Source organism: Kitasatospora sp. NPDC059795 (assembly GCF_042732175.1).
Taxonomy (GTDB): Bacteria; Actinomycetota; Actinomycetes; order Streptomycetales; family Streptomycetaceae; genus Kitasatospora.
Map to the genome: position 1 here is coordinate 221,667 of NZ_JBHWID010000005.1, position 17,107 is coordinate 238,773.

10 protein-coding genes are annotated in these 17,107 nt (G+C 72.1%); 5 read left to right on the forward strand and 5 right to left on the reverse strand.

What is annotated here, in order from left to right; translation table 11 throughout:
* Positions 1–401: 401 nt before the first annotated feature.
* Complete coding sequence (locus ACFV4P_RS12985; protein ID WP_380470356.1) at positions 402–2,555, forward strand: M4 family metallopeptidase; 2,154 nt, start codon at positions 402–404, stop codon at positions 2,553–2,555.
* 61 nt (positions 2,556–2,616) lie between these two features.
* On the opposite strand, the gene ACFV4P_RS12990 is transcribed toward ACFV4P_RS12985, so the two are convergent.
* Together ACFV4P_RS12990 and ACFV4P_RS12995 are read right to left on the reverse strand one after the other, a co-directional pair.
* Positions 2,617–3,273 (reverse strand): HD family hydrolase, encoded by a 657-nt coding sequence (locus ACFV4P_RS12990; RefSeq protein ID WP_380470358.1) that lies wholly within the window; start codon positions 3,271–3,273, stop codon positions 2,617–2,619.
* Positions 3,274–3,377: 104 nt separating this feature from the next.
* Positions 3,378–3,635, reverse strand: a complete 258-nt coding sequence (locus ACFV4P_RS12995; protein WP_380470360.1) for a hypothetical protein — start codon at positions 3,633–3,635, stop codon at positions 3,378–3,380.
* Positions 3,636–4,079: 444 nt separating this feature from the next.
* On the opposite strand from ACFV4P_RS12995, the gene ACFV4P_RS13000 reads away from it, so the two are divergent.
* Positions 4,080–7,622, forward strand: a complete 3,543-nt coding sequence (locus ACFV4P_RS13000; protein ID WP_380470362.1) for an NACHT domain-containing protein — start codon at positions 4,080–4,082, stop codon at positions 7,620–7,622.
* A gap of 12 nt (positions 7,623–7,634) precedes the next feature.
* On the opposite strand, the gene ACFV4P_RS13005 is transcribed toward ACFV4P_RS13000, so the two are convergent.
* A complete protein-coding gene (locus ACFV4P_RS13005) occupies positions 7,635–10,400 on the reverse strand; it encodes an AAA family ATPase (RefSeq protein WP_380470363.1) in 2,766 nt (921 codons plus the stop codon).
* 125 nt (positions 10,401–10,525) lie between these two features.
* Positions 10,526–12,679 (reverse strand): M4 family metallopeptidase, encoded by a 2,154-nt coding sequence (locus tag ACFV4P_RS13010; RefSeq protein ID WP_380470365.1) that lies wholly within the window; start codon positions 12,677–12,679, stop codon positions 10,526–10,528.
* 279 nt (positions 12,680–12,958) lie between these two features.
* Here ACFV4P_RS13010 and ACFV4P_RS13015 point away from each other — a divergent pair, with 279 nt between their 5' ends.
* From ACFV4P_RS13015 to ACFV4P_RS13025, 3 genes are all read left to right on the forward strand, one after another.
* Positions 12,959–13,537, forward strand: a complete 579-nt coding sequence (locus ACFV4P_RS13015) for an ArsR/SmtB family transcription factor (protein WP_380470367.1) — start codon at positions 12,959–12,961, stop codon at positions 13,535–13,537.
* On the forward strand, positions 13,534–14,784 hold the full coding sequence (locus ACFV4P_RS13020; protein ID WP_380470369.1) for an MFS transporter: 1,251 nt from the start codon (positions 13,534–13,536) through the stop codon (positions 14,782–14,784). The genes ACFV4P_RS13015 and ACFV4P_RS13020 overlap by 4 nt, the downstream gene beginning before the upstream one ends.
* 588 nt (positions 14,785–15,372) lie before the next feature.
* Positions 15,373–16,152, forward strand: coding sequence for a chitosanase (locus tag ACFV4P_RS13025; RefSeq protein ID WP_380470762.1), 780 nt, complete (start codon positions 15,373–15,375; stop codon positions 16,150–16,152).
* 232 nt (positions 16,153–16,384) lie between these two features.
* Here ACFV4P_RS13025 and ACFV4P_RS13030 read toward each other — a convergent pair whose 3' ends face one another.
* Positions 16,385–17,095, reverse strand: coding sequence for a hypothetical protein (locus ACFV4P_RS13030; RefSeq protein WP_380470371.1), 711 nt, complete (start codon positions 17,093–17,095; stop codon positions 16,385–16,387).
* Positions 17,096–17,107: the final 12 nt, after the last annotated feature.

A 17,107-nucleotide genomic window follows, 5' to 3' on the forward strand; every position in this document is an offset into this window, starting at 1 on the left:
CCCGCCCAGTCGCATTCCCGAGCGGACCGTCACCACCGCCTCCCACGCCATCCGCAGGCCTCTTCCGCCCCCGCATCGGCCCCCGGTCCTCCCAGGTGTGAGCATTGCCGACGCCAAGAGTCCTTGTGCTCGAATCGCCTCCTGGGGTACCTTGAATCGTCCGACAACTTCCTTTTCCCGTCGCTTTACTGACGGTGCGTCGGATCGGACCCACCCTACGCCGGTGCGGCATTCCCCCTTGCTTTCCCCTTGCGATTCCCTTGCCGTTCGACGCGGACATGTCGCAAGGGCTTCCGGCGGATCTAGCGTCCTGCCGCCGAGCCGATTCCCGCCGCGACACCACACCCCTTCGGTGTCGTCGGCCGTCCCCCCGTCAACCCGGCTCGGTGGGAGGAAACGCGATGAACCGCAAGACCGCTCTGGCGGCAGCCGTTGCGGCGGCCCTCACCCTGGGCACCGCCGCACTGGCCACGTCGCAGAACGTCGCGCAGGCCAGCGCCGCCGCACAGCCCGGCGCCGGGTTCCAGTCGATGAGCACGATCGGCCGGCAGGCCGCGCTGGACCAGGCCGGCAAGGAGGCCGCCGAGACGGCGAAGGCGCTGGGCCTGGGCCCGGACGAGCGCCTGGTGGCCAAGGACGTGTTGGTCGACAACGACGGTGCGCGGCACGTCCGGTACGACCGCACCTACCGGGGCCTGCCGGTGCTCGGCGGCGACCTGGTCGTCCACCGCGCGAAGAACGGCAAGCTCACGTCGACGAGTTGGGCCCACCAGGGCGCGATCACGGTCGCCGGGGTGACGCCGAAGCTGTCCACCCAGGACGCGTCGAAGGCCGCCGAGCGCAGCGCCAAGCACGTCAAGCAGGCCCGCACCACCAATCTCGACAGCAGCAAGCTGGTGGTCTGGGCGGCGGCCGGCAAGACCCCGGTGCTCGCCTACCGGACCACCGTGACGGGTGCGGGCGAGGCCGGTGCGGGTTCCCAGGAAGCCGTCCTGCTCGACGCCAACACCGGTGCGGTGCTGGACAGTTACCCGGTCGAGCAGGGCATCTCCGGCAGCGGCGACGGCGTCAACGTCGGCCAGGTCACCCTGGAGACCAGCCAGGACGGCAGCGGCAACTACACGCTGACCGACGGCCTGCACGGCTCCACGGTCGTCTACGACTCCAACAACAGCCCGCAGTCGAACCCCGCGCAGAACGCCCAGCCGTTCAGCAAGTCCACCGACAGCTGGGGCGACGGCACCGCCGCGAACCGCGAAAGCGCCGCCGTGGACGCCTCGTTCGGCCTCGCCAAGACCTGGGACTACTACAAGAACACCTTCAACCGCAGCGGCATCCGCAACGACGGCCGCGGCGCGCCCGCCTACGTGCACGTCGACAACCAGCTGCTGAACGCGTTCTACGACGACAGCTGCTTCTGCATGTCCTTCGGCGACGGCTCCTCCCAGAACAACAACACGCCGCTGACCGCACTGGACGTCTCCGGCCACGAGATGACGCACGGCGTCACCGCCGCCACCGCCAACCTGAACTACTCCGGCGAGTCCGGCGGCCTCAACGAGTCCACCAGCGACATCATGGGCACCATGGTCGAGTTCTACGCCAACGACCCGGTCAATCCCGGGAATTACTACATCGGCGAGAAGCTCAACATGGGCAATGGCTACCTGCGCCGGATGGACGACCCGACGCTCGACGGCAGCTCGCTGGGCTGCTACAACAGCAACGCGGGCTCGGTGGACGTGCACTACTCCTCCGGCATCGGCAACCACTTCTTCTACCTGACCGCCGAGGGCACCGGCGCCAAGACCATCGGCGGCCTGCCGCACAACGGCACCACCTGCAACGGCGACACCTTCGCCGGCATCGGCAAGGACAAGGCCGCGGCCATCTGGTACCGCGCCCTGTCCACCTACATGACCTCCACCACCGACTACGCCGCGGCCCGCACCGCCACCCTGCAGGCCGCCGCCGACCTGTACGGCGCCAACTCGCAGGAGCAGTACATCGTTTCGAAGGCGTGGGCGGCCGTCTCGCTCGGCACCGCACTGCCTGACCCGGGCGGCTCCACCCCGACCCCGACGCCCACCCCGTCCCCGACCGGCACGCCCGGTTCGGGCAACGCGCTGGTCAACGGCGGCTTCGAGCAGGGCGCCACCGGCTGGACGCAGAGCGCCAACGACATCACCAACTCCAACCAGCAGACCCCGCACGGCGGTTCGTGGTACGCGTGGATGATGGGCTACGGCTCCGCCGCCACCGAGACCCTCTCGCAGAACAACATCGCCGTCCCGGCCACCGGCAGCCCGAAGCTCACCTTCTGGCTCAAGGTCACCACCCAGGAGACCGGCTCGACCGCGTACGACACCCTCAAGGTCAACCTCAACGGCACCACCCTGGCCACCTACTCCAACGCCAACGCCGGCGCCGGCTACGTCCAGAAGACCGTCGACCTCAGCGCCTACCGCGGCCAGACCGTCAACCTCCAGTTCGCCGGCCAGGAGGACGCGTCGCTCGCGACGACCTTCCTGGTCGACGACGTGAAGATCGGCTGACCTTTCGCGTCCGGCCGTGAGGGTGCCGATCCGTCCCCGGCACCCTCACGGCCGGCGCCGTTCAGCTCTGCCCGCCGCCCTTGCGGGACCAGCCGCGGCGCTCGCCCTCGTCGATCAGTCGCCGCCCGGCCTCCCACAGCGCCGCCGACGCGTCACCGATCACCGCCTTGCGCGCCCGGACGTCGTCCGCCGTCACTCCCGGGGTGCGCCAAGTACCGCCCTGCGCCATCCAGTTGAGCAGCAGCGGCTGCAAGCGGTCCATCGCCTTCGCGAACCGCGCCTCCGGCGTGCGCCGCGCCTCGAACTCGTCCCACAACTCCCGCATCCGCAGCGCCTGTTCCTTCGGCAGCAGCCCGAACAGCTCGCCCGCGGCCGCCGCCTCCCGCGCCTCCTGGTCGACGCCCGCCGCCGTGTCGTACAGCGGCGTGTCACCGGCGTAGATCTCCACCAGGTCGTGCAGCAGCACGAGTTGGACGGTGTGGCCGGTGTCGATCGGCTCGTCCGCGTACTCCGCGAGGACGGTCACCATCATCGCCAGGTGCCAGGAGTGCTCGGCGTCGTTCTCCCGCCGCTCGGCGGCCACCAGCGGCGACTGCCGCAGGATCGTCTTGAGCTGGTCGATCTCGACCAGGAAGGTCAGTTGGGCCCGCAGGCGCTCGTCGATTCCGTCCGGGAAGGGCGTGCGGTCCACCAGCAGGGGGCGGGGTTCGTCGCTCATGAGGCCCATCGTGCCACGGCCCCTACCGCCCGTAGCCACACAGCGGTGCCCGGCGGGTGGGGTTCCCGCCGGGCACCGGATGAGCGGAGCGTCAGCCTGTGGGCTTAGAAGTGCGCGCCGGAGTCGGAGAAGGAGCCGGTGACGCCCTCGTCGCCGGACCAGACCCAGCCCTTGATGTGCTCGACGCAGTCCGGCGAGACGACGGAGGAGACGCCGGCCTCACCGGCGCCGTCCTCGTTCGCCACGAACTGGCTCTGGCTGAAGTGGGCGCTCGGCTCGTCGGCGGCGGCGAGTCCGGCGCAGCCGATCACGAGGGGGGCAGCGATGGCGCCGACGGCCAGGACACGCTTGATGGCACGCATGATGTTTCTCCTCCGAGTAGGTCGGTTCTTGGCGGGGCACAGTGGTTGCCCCTGCCTGTTCCAGGACGCCACGGGTTCCGGAGGCCCGCAAAGGGACCGTGCGTCCGTGTGGGCCTGACGCCACATCAGGAGCCCTTGCGCCCGCCGGGCCGGAGCCCCTCGAAGGTTCACCCTTGAGGGGCGCCCACTCGGGGGCGGGAGGCGCTTCCAAGGGTGCGGATTCGCCGGAGATACGTACAGCTGACCATCCGTCAGGAATTTGCCCGCACTATCGAACGTACAGCCGATTCGCATCCGTGAGGACGGCGCCCGGATCACCTTCCTGACGATCAGTCATCACGACCGGCCCGCCACCTCAACTCGGCCTACCTCAACGGGAGTCGTGGCCCAGCTCCGGGCCGGTAGGGTGCGGGCGGGGACGTGCGGGAGCAAGGGGGCAGTGGGATGTCGGTGATCGCGACGGCGGCGGGCGTACTCGGGAAAGTGGTCGCGAAGCCGCTGACGGATGCGGCGATGCGGCAGGAGCGGGTGCTGCGGGCGCTGAAGGCCGTCCGGCTGGATCCGCGAAAGCCGCCGAGGGACTTCGACGGCATCTACGCGTACGCGCTGATCGAGTACTGCGCGGACCGCGCCGAGTCGGTGCTCGCCGTCTTCCGCGACCAGTACGTGATCGACTCGTTCCGCCGGTCGTTCGAGGCCCGGGACCTGGCGCGGGTGCGCCGGGAGGTCGCGGAGGCGGTCGAACGGAACCGGGAGACCGGCGAGTTCGGGCACCTGGCACACGGCTTCGAGGAGCACGTCGACGCGTTCGCCGCCACGTTCGAGCAGGTGGTCGACCGGACCAGGGCGCCGCACGAGGTGCGGTTCGAGGAGATGGTCAAGAAGTTCGTCAGGACCGCCGACCGGACCCGGGACGAGGAGGAGGGCCGCCGGCTGCGCATCGAGCCCGGCCGCGCCGAGCTGACGCCGGCGCAGCGGCTGGCCCAGGACGCGGAGGAGTGGTTCCGGGCGGTCAGGTACGACGTCCTGCGGAAGTGGTCCGTCGGTGAGGACGCGGTCGCGCTGCGGGTCGACATTCCGAACTTCCGAGGACGCATCCCGATCGTGATGCTGTGCGTGGCGGACGAGTTGGGCCCGCATCACCTGAACACCCTTGCCGAACTGGTGGATTCGACCAAGGCCCAGGAGGGATGGGGCATCGCCCGGCTACGGGTCAGCGCGGCGGCCCGGGCCATGGCGGCCGCAGATGGCAGCCGCATGTACTGCTACTCGTTCGACGAACTCATCGACCTGGAGGCCGACTTCGAGCCGTACCTCGCGTGGGTCGAGGAAGAGGTGCGGCGGCGCGGCATCGACACCCGCTACGTGCCGCAGTCCTGCGAGAAGAGCGAGATCGACCCGGCCAGCGGGCAGCCGATCGCCACCAGCCGCTACCACTGGCAGGACGGCGGCCTGGACGACTTCGTGGCCCGTTGGCTGGACGATCCCACCAAGCAACACCTCTCCGTTCTGGGCGAGTTCGGCATGGGGAAGTCGTGGTTCGCGCTGCACCTGGCCTACACCATGGTGCAGGCCTGGCGGGACGCCAAACGCCGCGGCGTGCCCCGCCCCCGGCTGCCGCTGCTGATACCGCTGCGCGACTACGTCAAGCAGACCCGGGTGGAGGGGCTGCTGGCGGAGTTCTTCTTCGACAAGCACCAGGTGAACCTGCGCAGCGCCGAGGTGGTCCGGGTGCTCAACCGGATGGGCCGGCTGCTGCTGATCTTCGACGGCTTCGACGAGATGGCCGCGCGGGCGGACCGCAACACGGTGGTGGCGAACTTCTGGTCGCTGGCGTCGGCGGTCGACCAGGGCGCGAAGGTGCTGTTGAGCAGCCGCAAGGAGCACTTCCGGGACGACCGGGAGGCGCGCGACCTGTTCGGCGCGAAGATCTCCACGGCCGGGCACGGCGTGACGACGGGCGGGCCGACCTTCGAGATCGTCCAACTCGTCGAGTTCGACGACGAGCAGATCGAGCGGATGCTCCGATGCCGGCTGCCGAAGGACAAGGCCCGCGAGATCATGGAGCACCCCGCCCTGCGCGGGCTGATGCGGCGTCCGCTGATGTCCGAGCTGGTGATCGAGGCACTGCCCGAGATCGAGCAGGGGGCGGAGATCGACCTCGCCCGGATCTATCTGTACGCGGTGTGCCGCAAGATGGATCGCGACATCCACGCCGAACGGACCTTCACCTCCCGCGCCGACAAGGTGTACTTCCTCTGCGAGGTCGCCTGGGAGATGCTCTCCACCGAGCGACTCGTCCTCAACTACCGTGACTTCCCCGGCCGGTTGCGCTCGTTCTTCGGTCCGGTGGTGCAGCGCGACGCAGACCTGGACTTCTGGGAACATGACATGCGGAACCAGGGCATGCTGGTACGCAACGCGGAGGGCGACTACGGACCGTCGCACAAATCACTGCTGGAGTTTCTGGTCGCGTTGAAGTTCGCGGGTGAACTCGGCCTGCTGACGGGCGACTTCCTGGACGCCGTCCGGGTCCCCGGTGCAGCGGAGGACAACGACTCCCGGTCGTGGTCCCAGCACTTCGGGGCGCGCGGCGCGGACGGGAGCCTGCCCGGACTGGCCGCGTTCGTACCCGAGCCGGTGGGGGTGCTGGCCGAGACGTTCGGTGCGCAGATGCTGAACGAGACGGTTCTCGATCTCCTGGCGACCATGGTGCGCGAGCACCCGGACCACCGTGCCCGGCTGCTGGAGCTGGCCCGCGCGAGCAGCCCCGGCAGGCCAGTGCTCAACTGCCTGCACCTGCTGGCCGCGGCCGACGGCAATCTGGTGGATGCCCCGCTGGCCGGACTGGACCTGACCGAGTTCGAGGCCCGACGGGTGAACGGCCGCCCGCTGTCGCTGGCGGGCGCGGACCTGCGCGGCGCGAATCTGGCCGAGGCGCTCCTGTTCGGCGCCGACCTCGCGGGCGCCGATCTGACGGGGGCACTTCTCTCTCCGACCGTCCTCTGGACTGCCGGTCTCTGGAGCTGCCTGCTCACGCCGGACGGGGCCCTCGCTGCCTGCAACAGCCGTACGGCGCTGCACTGGCCCGACGGCCTGCTGTCCGAGCCGCCCCTGCGGTTCGAGATCCCCCGCTCGCTGACGGTCCACGAGTGGAGCGAGGCCGCCTGGTGGTTGTCCGACTTCGCCGGCGGGCAGCTGGTCGACTCGCGATCGGGTCGCCCCATGAACGACGTCGAGTACCCGGATACGCTGCTGGTGCCCCTGCGGTGGCGTGGCCGCCGGCTCCTGATGGACCCGACGGACGGCCGCATCTACGACCCGGAGAACGGCCGCGTGGTCGAGGACTCCACGATCCCCGTCGAAGCCAACGGCTGGGTGATCCTCGCCGGCCACTTCCGGGTCGGTCTCCTGGCGCTCGGACCGCAGGTGTCGTACGTCGTCGCCGACAGTGACGCGGTCGGCGGCTGGCGGACCGTCGCGGTGGTGGAGCTCGGTGACGACTCCGACCGCATCATCCAGGTGGGTTCCGGGCACTGCCACCTGCTCGTCCTCGATGGGCGTCCTGTCATGGCGGTCGACGGAGTCGCCGAGCAGACGCTCGTCAGTCCTGACGGTCTGCCGCTGACGGTCGACCCGGACTCCGTCCTCGACGGCTTCGTGTTCCGCGCGGCCGTCGGGCAGGCGGTGCTCGCCCAGGGCGGGCGGCTCACCGCTTGGTCGATGGCGGCCGATGGTCGCGTGCCGATCTGGGAGCGCGCGATCGGCAGCAGGGCGGACGGGATCTGGGCCGACCCGGCCGGTGAGCGCCTCGCCGCCGTCACGCACCTGGGCGAGCTCTGGCTGCTCGACTTCCGCACCGGCGAGGTACTGCACCAGGTCGCGCTCACCGACCGGCTGCGCGGCGCCCGGTTCTCGCGGGACTGCGGGTTCGACGAGGACACTCTCGCGGCCATCGTCCGACTCGGCGGCGTCATCGTCGACTGACCAACAGCCCTGCTAATCCTGATACTTGGCCAGCTCCGTGCGCCCCCGCACGCCGTACTGGCGGAACAGGCGGGTGAGGTTCGCCTCCACGGCCTTCACCGAGAGGTGGAGTGTCGCTGCGATCTCGCGGTTCGTCGCGCCGCTGCGGACGAGGCCGAGGATCTGCTGCTGGGTGGGGGTCGGGTCGGCTTCCAGTGCGTCCAGGGAGGCGAGGGCGTTCTCGGTGTGCCGCATCCAGGGCAGGCAGCCGGCGGCGGTGTAGCGGGCGTGGGCGTCCTGGAAGGCGGTGCGGGCGGCGGCGCGGCGGCGGGCGCGGCGTTCGAGGGTGCCCAACGCCAGGTGGGCGCGGGCGAGTTCGAGGGGGTAGGGGTGGGCGGCGGGGAGCAGCGAGCGCAGCGTGTCCGCGGCGTGGCGGGGGTCGGTGAGGGCGGTGAGGTGGGCTTCGGCGCGGTGCAGGCCGAGGAGGACGACGTCGCGGCCGAGGCGGGCGGCGCGGTCGCGGGCGTCGGCGAGGGTGGCGGCGGCGTCGGCGGGGTGGCCGGAGAGGGCGCGGGCCTCCGCGAGGTCGGCGTCCACCAGGAAGAGGCTGGGGTCGGTGAACTGCATGCGCCGGAGCAGGAGTTGGCAGTGGGTGAGGTGGTGGACGGCGGTCGGGAGGTGGCCGAGGAGGAGTGCGGCGCGGCCGCGCAGGCCGTGGGCGTAGGCGAGCCATTCGTGGTCGTGGTCGTCCTCGGCGGCGCGGATCGCGGAGTCGAGGAGGTGGGCGGCGCGTTCGGCGGTGCCGCCGTTCAGTTCGGCGGCGCCGCCGAGGACGCGGGCCGGGCCGGGGGTGGGTTCGATGCGTTCGCGCAGGTCGTGGGCGGCGCGGCCGGCGTCGTAGGCCTCGGTGCAGCGGCCGGCGCGCTCATAGACGGAGGCGGCGATGTAGAGGACGTTGGCGAGGTCCTCGGTGCGGCCGGAGGCGTCGATCTCGGCGCGGAGGGTTTCGACCTCGGCGAGGGCGCGGGGGGTGTCGCCGCTGCGCAGGGCGGCGACGGCGAGGCCTTCGCGGCACAGGACGGCGGCGGCGGTGGGGGGCCGGCCGGCGGCGAGGCGGCAGCCGCGTTCGAGCAGGGCGAGGCCGTGGGCGGGGTCGGTGAGCAGGGTGATGGGGGCGCGCAGGGCGAGGAGTTCGACGAGCAGGTCGGGGTTGTCGGCGTGGTCGGCGTACTTCTCGGCGGTTTCGAGTTCGGCGAAGCCCTCGGTGCGGTCGCCGCGGTGCAGGGCGCGGACGGCGCGTTCCTGGTGGACGGCGGCGGTGAGGGCGGGGTGGCCGCCGGTGTCGTCGGCGGCGTCGGTGAGCAGGGTTTCGGCGTCGGGGTGGTCGGGGCCGAGCAGGCGGGTGAGCAGCAGGCGGGCGTGGACGCGCAGGTCGGCGGCGGGGGCGCCGAGCAGGGTTTCGGCGCAGGCGCGGGCGAGGTCGGGGAGGCCGGCGGCGGCGGCGTTGCGGGCGGCGGCGAGCAGGCGGCGTCCGGCGGTGTCGGGGTCGGGGGTGTGGTGGGCGGCGTGGCGGAGGAGTTCGGCGGCGGTGCCGGGGGCGCCGCGGGTGAGGGCGGTGTCGGCGGCGCGGGTGAGGCGGGACGCGAGGTGGGGGTCGGGGTGTTCGGCGGCGAGGGCCTGGTGGCGGACCTGTTCGACGGGGTCGGCGGTGAGGGCGGCGAGCAGGCGGTGGGCGTCGCGCAGGGCGGCGGGGGTGGCGTCGGCGAGGACCACTTCGGCGATCAGCGGGTGTCCGAACTGGGGTGTGCCGAACGGGGTTTGGCGGATGATGCGGTGGCGGCGGGCGGCGGCGAGGGGTTCGGTGACGGTGGCGGGCAGGGCGGTGCCGGGGCGGGCGGCGGCGAGGACGGTGAGGGCGGCGCGGGCGGAGTCGGGGAGTTCGGTGAGGCGGGCGGAGACCAGGGCGCGCAGCCGGTGCGGGACGTCGAGCGGGCGGGCGGGGTCGGTGGCGAGTGCGGCGTCGCTGCCGCCGGCGGCCAGTGAGCGCCCCAACTCCAGGGCGTAGTAGGGGTTTCCGCCGCTGACGGCGTGCACGCGGCTGAGTGTGAGGCCGCTGAGGCGCAGGCCGAGGCGTTCGCGCAGCAGGGCGCCGGTGCCGCGTTCGCCGAGCGGTCCGACGGGGAGGTCGCGGGCGGCGGGCGGGCAGAGCGCGCCCATGGTGGGGGCGGTGTCGGCGTGTTCGGTGCGTTCGGTGACGGCGAAGCGGACCCGGCGGTCGGTGAGGCGGCGGGCGGCGAAGGCGATGACCTGGCGGCTGGCCTCGTCGAGCCACTGGGTGTCGTCGAGCAGGACGAGCACGGGGCCGCGGGCGGCGAGTCGGCGCAGGGTCTCCAGTACGGCGACCCGGACGGCCAACGGGTCGGTGGGGGTGCCGGGTTGGGGGGCGCGGTGCAGCAGCGCGCATTCGAGGGCCTGGCGCAGGTGGCTGGGGAGTTCCTCGGCGAGCGCGGGAAGGGTCTCGCCGAGGAGGTCGATCAGGGCGAGGTGCGGCAGGTCCGCCTCGGCCGCGGTGGGGCTGCTGCGCAGGACCGGCTCCCCTGCCGCGTGGGCTTCCCGGGCGAGTGCGTCGAGCAGTGCGGTCTTGCCGATGCCGGCCGGGCCGTGGAGCAGGGCGCCGCCGGTGGCGGCAAGGGTGGAGCGGATGTCGGCGAGCAGGTTCGCACGGTCGACGAGTGCGGGCTCGGCCGGACCTGCCGTGGTGCTGGCGGGTCCGGCCGGGCCGGGGAGGATGCCGGTCATGGCGGTCAGTGTGCCGCCTCCGACCGGGTTGCGCGAGGGTGTCACATGAACACGACACCTTCACGACCCTGCGTTAAGTCCCCTTTAAGGCTGCCGGGTTGGGTCCCGGTCGGGGGCCGTCGGGGTCAGCCGACGGAGACGTCGTCGATCAGGAAGAGGGTGGACAGGTAGGCGTCCTCTTGGCCGGCGAACTGGAGGTTGACGGTCTGGCCGCGGTAGGCGCTGAGGTCGACGGTCTTCTGGACGTAGCCGGCGCCGGCGTTGGCGTTGGAGTACGTCGCGACGGTGGTGCCGTTGAGGTTGACCTTGAGGGTGTCGTACGCGGTCGAGCCGGTCTCCTGGGTGGTGACCTTGAGCCAGAAGGTGAGCTTCGGGCTGCCGGTGGCCGGGACGGCGATGTTGTTCTGCGAGAGGGTCTCGGTGGCGGCGGAGCCGTAGCCCATCATCCACGCGTACCACGAACCGCCGTGCGGGGTCTGCTGGTTGGAGTTGGTGATGTCGTTGGCACTCTGCGTCCAGCCGGTGGCGCCCTGCTCGAAGTCGCCGTTGGTGAGGGCGTTCCCGGGGTTGGGGTTGCCGGTCGGCGAGCCGCTCGGGGACGGGCTCGGGGAGGAGGTGGAGCCGCCCGGGTCGGGCAGCGCGGTGCCGAGCGAGACGGCCGCCCACGCCTTCGAAACGATGTACCGCTCCTGCGAGTTGGCGCCGTACAGGTCGGCGGCGGCCTGCAGGGTGGCGGTGCGCGCCGAGGAGTAGTTGGTGGTGGAGGTCATGTAGGTGGACAGGGCGCGGTACCAGATCGCCGCGGCCTTGTCCTTGCCGATGCCGCTGAAGGTGTCGCCGTTGCACGGGGTGCCGTTGTGCGGCAGGCCGCCGATGGTCTTGGCGCCGGTGCCCTCGGCGGTCAGGTAGAAGAAGTGGTTGCCGATGCCGGACGAGTAGTGCACGTCGACCTGGCCGGCCCGGCTGCTGTAGCAGGACAGCGAGTTGCCGTCGGCGGCCGGGTTGTCCATCCGGCGCAGGTAGCCGTTGCCCATGTGGAGCTTCTCGCCGATGTAGTAGTCACCGGGGTCGGTGGTGTTGTTGGCGTAGAACTCGACCATGGTGCCGAAGATGTCGGAGGTGGCCTCGTTGAGGCCGCCGGACTCGCCCGAGTAGTTGAGGTTGGCGGTGGCGGCGGTGACGCCGTGGCTCATCTCGTGGCCGGAGACGTCCAGCGCGGTCAGCGGCGTGTTGCCGTTCTGCGAGGAGCCGTCGCCGAAGGACATGCAGAAGCAGCTGTCGTCGTAGAACGCGTTCAGCAGCTGGTTGTCGACGTGCACGTAGGCGGGCGCGCCGCGGCCGTCGTTGCGGATGCCGCTGCGGTTGAAGGTGTTCTTGTAGTAGTCCCAGGTCTTGCCGAGACCGTAGGAGGCGTCCACGGCGGCGCTCTCGCGGCTCGAAGTCGAGCCGTTGCCCCAGGAGTTGGTGGACTTGCTGAAGGTGCGGGCGTTCTGCGCCGGGTTCGACTGCGGGCTGTTGTACGAGTCGTAGACGACCGTGGAGCCGTGCAGCGCGTCGGTCAGCGTGTAGCCGCTGCCGCCCTGGCTGGTCTCCAGGGTGACCTGGCCGACGTTGACGCCGTTGCCGGTGCCGGAGATCTCCGGGTTGACCTCGTACTGGTCGAGGACGGCGCCGCTGGCCGCGTCGACGAGGACCGCCTCGCGGGTGTTGGCGCCGGCCTCGCCCGCGCCGGTGACGGTGCTGCGGTACGCCAGCACCGGGACCTTGCCGACCGCCCAGACCACCAGCTGGCTGCTGTCGAGGTTGGTGGTGCGGGCCTGCTTGACGTGCTTGGCGCTGCGCTCGGCGGCCTTCGACGCGTCCTGCGTGGACAGCTTGGGGGTGGCCCCGGCGACCTTGAGCGCGCCGTCGTGGGCCCAGGTGGTGGAGGTGAGCTTGCCGTTCTTCGCGCGGTGCACGACCAGGTCGCCGCCGACCACCGGCAGGCCCCGGTAGGTGCGGTCGTACCGGACGTGCCGCGCACCGTCGTTCTCGACCAGCACGTCCTTGGCCACCAGGCGCTCGTCCGGGCCCAGGCCCAGCGCCTTCGCCGTCTCGGCGGCCTCCTTGCCGGCCTGGTCCAGCGCGGCCTGCCGGCCGATCGTGCTCATCGCCTGGAACCCGGCGCCGGGCTGTGCGGCGGCGCTGGCCTGCGCGACGTTCTGCGACGTGGCCAGAGCGGCGGTGCCCAGGGTGAGGGCCGCCGCAACGGCTGCCGCCAGAGCGGTCTTGCGGTTCATCGGGTATTCCTCCCACCGAGCCGGGGTTGATGGGGGACGGCCGACGACACCGATGGGGTGTGGCGTCGCGACCGGTTTCAGCTCGGCGGGCAGGACGCTAGATCCACCGACACCCCTGCCGACATGCCCTCGCCGACCCCACAAGGGACGCACAAGGGTCCCTCTGACTCGCCGTCAGGGCCCGACCCCCGCCGGCCCGCCGACCCCACCGGTCGGCTCCCATCGTCGCCGGGGATCTGAGAGTTGACTCTCAGAAAGTGTGAGAGGACACTCTCAGGAATGAATCCGGAGAACCCGCTCGGCGATGTCGAACTCACCGATCCCCGGGCGATGCGCGCCCTCGCCCACCCCGTACGGCTGGCCGTGCTGGAACGGCTGAACCGTCATGGGGCAGCCACGGCAAGCGAGTTGGCACCGCACGTGGGGGCGACGCCGACGGTGACCAGTTGGCATCTGCGGCACCTCGCGGAGTTCGGGCTGGTGCGGGACGCGGAGCCCGGGACGGATCGGCGGACGCGGCGGTGGGAGGCCGTGGGGCGCGGGTTCCGGTTCGCGCCGACGGACGACGGCGAGGGCGGTGCGGCCGCGCGGGCGCTCTCGCAGCAGATGTTCCTGCGCTCCGCTGACCTGCCGACGCGCTGGATCACCGAGGTCGAGCCGGGCCTGCCGACGGAGTGGCGACGCCTCGGCGGCCTGGCCGACACCCGCGTCGTCCTCTCCCCCGCCGAACTCGCCGAACTCGCCGACGCGGTGGAGCGCCTGCTCGCGCCGTACGTGCACCGCGACGCCGGCGACTGGCCGGCCGACGCCCGCCCGGTCCGACTGATGCGCTACACCCTGCCGGAGGGCGAGGAGTGACCACCGCGACCCGGTCTCCGGCCGCCCGTGCACTGCGGGGTGACCGTCGCTTCCGACGCTTCTGGGCCGGCCAGGCGGTCTCCCAATTCGGCGACCGAATAACGGAGTTGGCCCTCCCACTGATCGCCGTCACGGCGCTGCGCGCCTCCACCGCGCAGGTCGCCGAGTTGACGGCGCTGCTCTGGGCGCCGAACGTGCTGGCGGTGTTCCTGGGCGCCTGGGTGGACGGCCGCGCCGACCGGCGCCGGCTGCTGGTGGTCGCCGACCTCGTCCGGGCGGCGGCCCTGGCCTCGCTGCCGCTGGCAGCGCTGGCGGGCGCGGTGACGCTGGGTCAGCTGTATGCGGTGGCGGTGGTGACGGGCGCGGCCGGGGTGCTGTTCAACAACGCGTACGCGCCGTTCTTCGCACACCTGGTGCCGCGCTCCGCCTACCTCGCGGCCAACAGCAGGCTGAGCACCACCCGTTCGGCCGCGCAGATCGCCGGACCGGCGCTCGGCGGGGCACTGGTGCAGGCGCTGACCGCGCCCGTCGCGGTGCTGGTGGACGCGCTGTCCTTCCTCGCATCGGCGCTGCTGATCGGCCGCATCCGGGGGGTGTCGGAGGCGGCGACCGACGGTGAGCCGATGCTGTCCCGGGCCCGCGCGGGCCTGCGGTTCGTGGTGCGCCACCCCGTCCTGCGGGCGAGTCTGGGCTGCTGCACCACCGTCAACTTCTTCACCTTCCTCGGCTACGGCCTGGTACTGCTGTTCGCCGGACGCACGCTCGGCCTCTCGGCGGGCACCATCGGCGCGGCGTTCGGCCTCGGCGCGACCGGGGGCCTGCTCGGCGCGCTGCTCGCCCCGGCGGTGTCCCGCCGCCTCGGCCTCGGCCGCACGATCGTCCTCGGCTCGGTCCTCTTTCCCGCCCCGATCGCCCTGCTGGCGGCGGCGGACGGCCCCGGCTGGGCCCGGGCGGGGGTGCTGGCGGCGGCCGAGTTCCTGTCCGCGCTGGGCGTCATGCTGTTCGACATCAACCTCAACTCCCTGCAGGCCGCCGTCATCCCGGACGACCTGCGCAGCCGCGTCTCCGGCGCGTTCGCCACCGTCAACTACGGCATCCGCCCGCTCGGCGCGCTCACCGGCGGCCTGCTCGCCACTGCGTTCGGCCTCCGCCCCGCGCTGCTCGTCGCCGCGGTGGGCGGCGCGCTGTCCGCCCTGTGGCTGCTGGTCTCGCCGGTCCCCCGGATCCGCGACCTCGACTCCCTCTGAGGGTGCTGCCCACCCCTGCCGGCCGCCCGCTCGCGGGCCTCCCTCGGGCCGACCGCGATCCGGGCGAGTGCCCGGGTGGGTGAGTGCCCGGGTGATCGGGCGATCCGGGCGGGTGCCCGGGTGGGCGAGTGCCCGGGTGATCGGGCGATCCGGGCAGACACCGGCCCGGGACTGAGGTAGCGTCAGGCCCCGGTCCGGATTCGGATGCTCCGCTTTCGGTGGGAGGAACCCCGGCCGCGCGGCAGCCGCCGGTCGGACCACTGCGGCCCCGCTCCCCCGGGCGGGGCGGTCACCGACAGAAAACGGAGCCGAATTCCCATGCAGAGCGGAGCAAGCAGAACCGGTGGACGGCCGCGCCCCGTCCAGGTGGCGCTGGCGGTGGGGGTGGTCGCGACGATGACCACCGGCCTCGCCGCGGCCGGCGCCCCGGGCGAATCGGCCGCCGCCCGGCACGCCGGGGCCCCGGCGTCGATATCCGCCGGCGCGTCCAACTCCCCCGCTGCGGCGTCCACTTCGCCGACCGGCTCGCCCACGGCCGTTGCCCCGTTCCGGCCCGCACCGGCCGGCGCCACCGCGCTCCCCTCCGGCATCTCGTCCGTCCTGGCCCAGTTCTCCCCGACGCCGACGCCCTCCCCGACGCCCACCGCGACCGCCTCGACCGCCGTACGGCCGGACCTCACCGACCCGCGCTGGAAGGAGTACGCGCAGGAGCTGGTCTCCAGTGCGGAGAACTCCACCCTCGACTGGCGCTCCCAGTACCCGTACGTCGAGGACATCGGCGACGGCAACGGCTACACCGCCGGCATCATCGGCTTCTGCTCCGGCACCGGCGACCTGGCGGACGTCATCACCCGCTACACCGCGCTGAAGCCGAACAACATCCTGGCCAAGTACCTGCCCGCGCTGGCCGCGCTCGACGGCAGCGCCTCGCACCAGGGCCTCGACCCGACCTTCGTCGGCGACTGGCGGCTCGCCGCGCAGGACCCGCTGCTCCAGCAGGCGCAGAACGAGGAACGCGACCGGCAGTACTTCACCCCGTCAGTGCAGCAGGCGAAGACGGACGGGCTGCACGCGCTCGGCCAGTTCGCCTACTACGACGCGCTCGTCGTGCACGGCCCGGTCGGCTTCGCCACCATCCGCACCGCCGCACTGGGCAAGGCCAGGACCCCGGCCACGGGCGGCGACGAGACCGCGTTCCTGAACGCCTTCCTGGACGCCCGCAAGGCCTACATGCTGGCCGCCGACCCGAACCGCAACACCTCCAGAATCGACACCGCACAGCGGGTGTTCCTCCAGGCCGGCAACCTCGACCTGCGGCCGCCCCTGAACTGGAAGGTCTACGGCGACAGTTACACCATCCCGGCCTGACCGGTACTCGGACGACGCCAACCGGAAGCGCCGGGCACCACCAGCCGCCCCAGGCCGGCGGTGCCCCGCCCACGGTGACGGTGACGGTGACGGTGCCAAGCGTGGTGAACGCCCGGCCGGAGCGAAGCCCCCACTCCGCGCCGGGCCGCCGCCGACGGCCTGCCGCGACGATGACGCCGGAGCCGCTCCAGAAGGGCGGGGCTCGGCACCGGCACCAAGACGGCCCCTGCCGTCAGGGGAGGTCCGGGCACTCCTCGGCAAAGCCCTGCGAGACGGGTTGCCATACGCCGTGGTCCCCACGCGGGCTCAGTCGATCCGCCTCCTGCGCGGTCTCGACCAGCTGAGCGGTGGTCAAGGGGACGGCCGCCGCGAAGACCCGCCCGAGGTGGTGGCAGTGCAGCACCGGGCGGAACTCCGGCGAGTACGGCTCGTCGCCCACCGCGAACAGATCGGGCAGGCTCCAACCCAGCAGCCCGGCGACGGCACACAGCTGGTGCCGGCGGTGCGGACTGGGGTCCCAGCGCCACACCATCCCGAGCAACGAGCTGCGGGACAGTCCCATGAACGGCAGTTCGTAGAGCCCGAAGCCGCGATTGCGGATCAACCCGCCGAGCACGGCGGCGAACCTGCTCTCGGCGGGCCGCCGGGACGGCCAGGCGGGTTCCACGAAGGCCCCGGGAGCGTCCACGCGGGGCAACGAACGAGCGAAGGCCTCCAGCGCGGTCAGTTGCGAGTGGCCGGAGTGACTGACGCGGTAGGCGAACTCCCTCATGACCTTGGCGTCACGCTCCGGGGGAAGGAGGTCCGCCGGCACCGGGTGGCCCGCGACGACAAGAAGGTCGGCGGCCGGGATGTCGAGTTCGACGGCAAGGTCGGCGAGTCGCTGCGGAGCGGTGTCGGTTCCGCGCGCGGCGAGGCTGCTCAAGAGGGTGGCCCGTTCCATGGGAGGACGGTA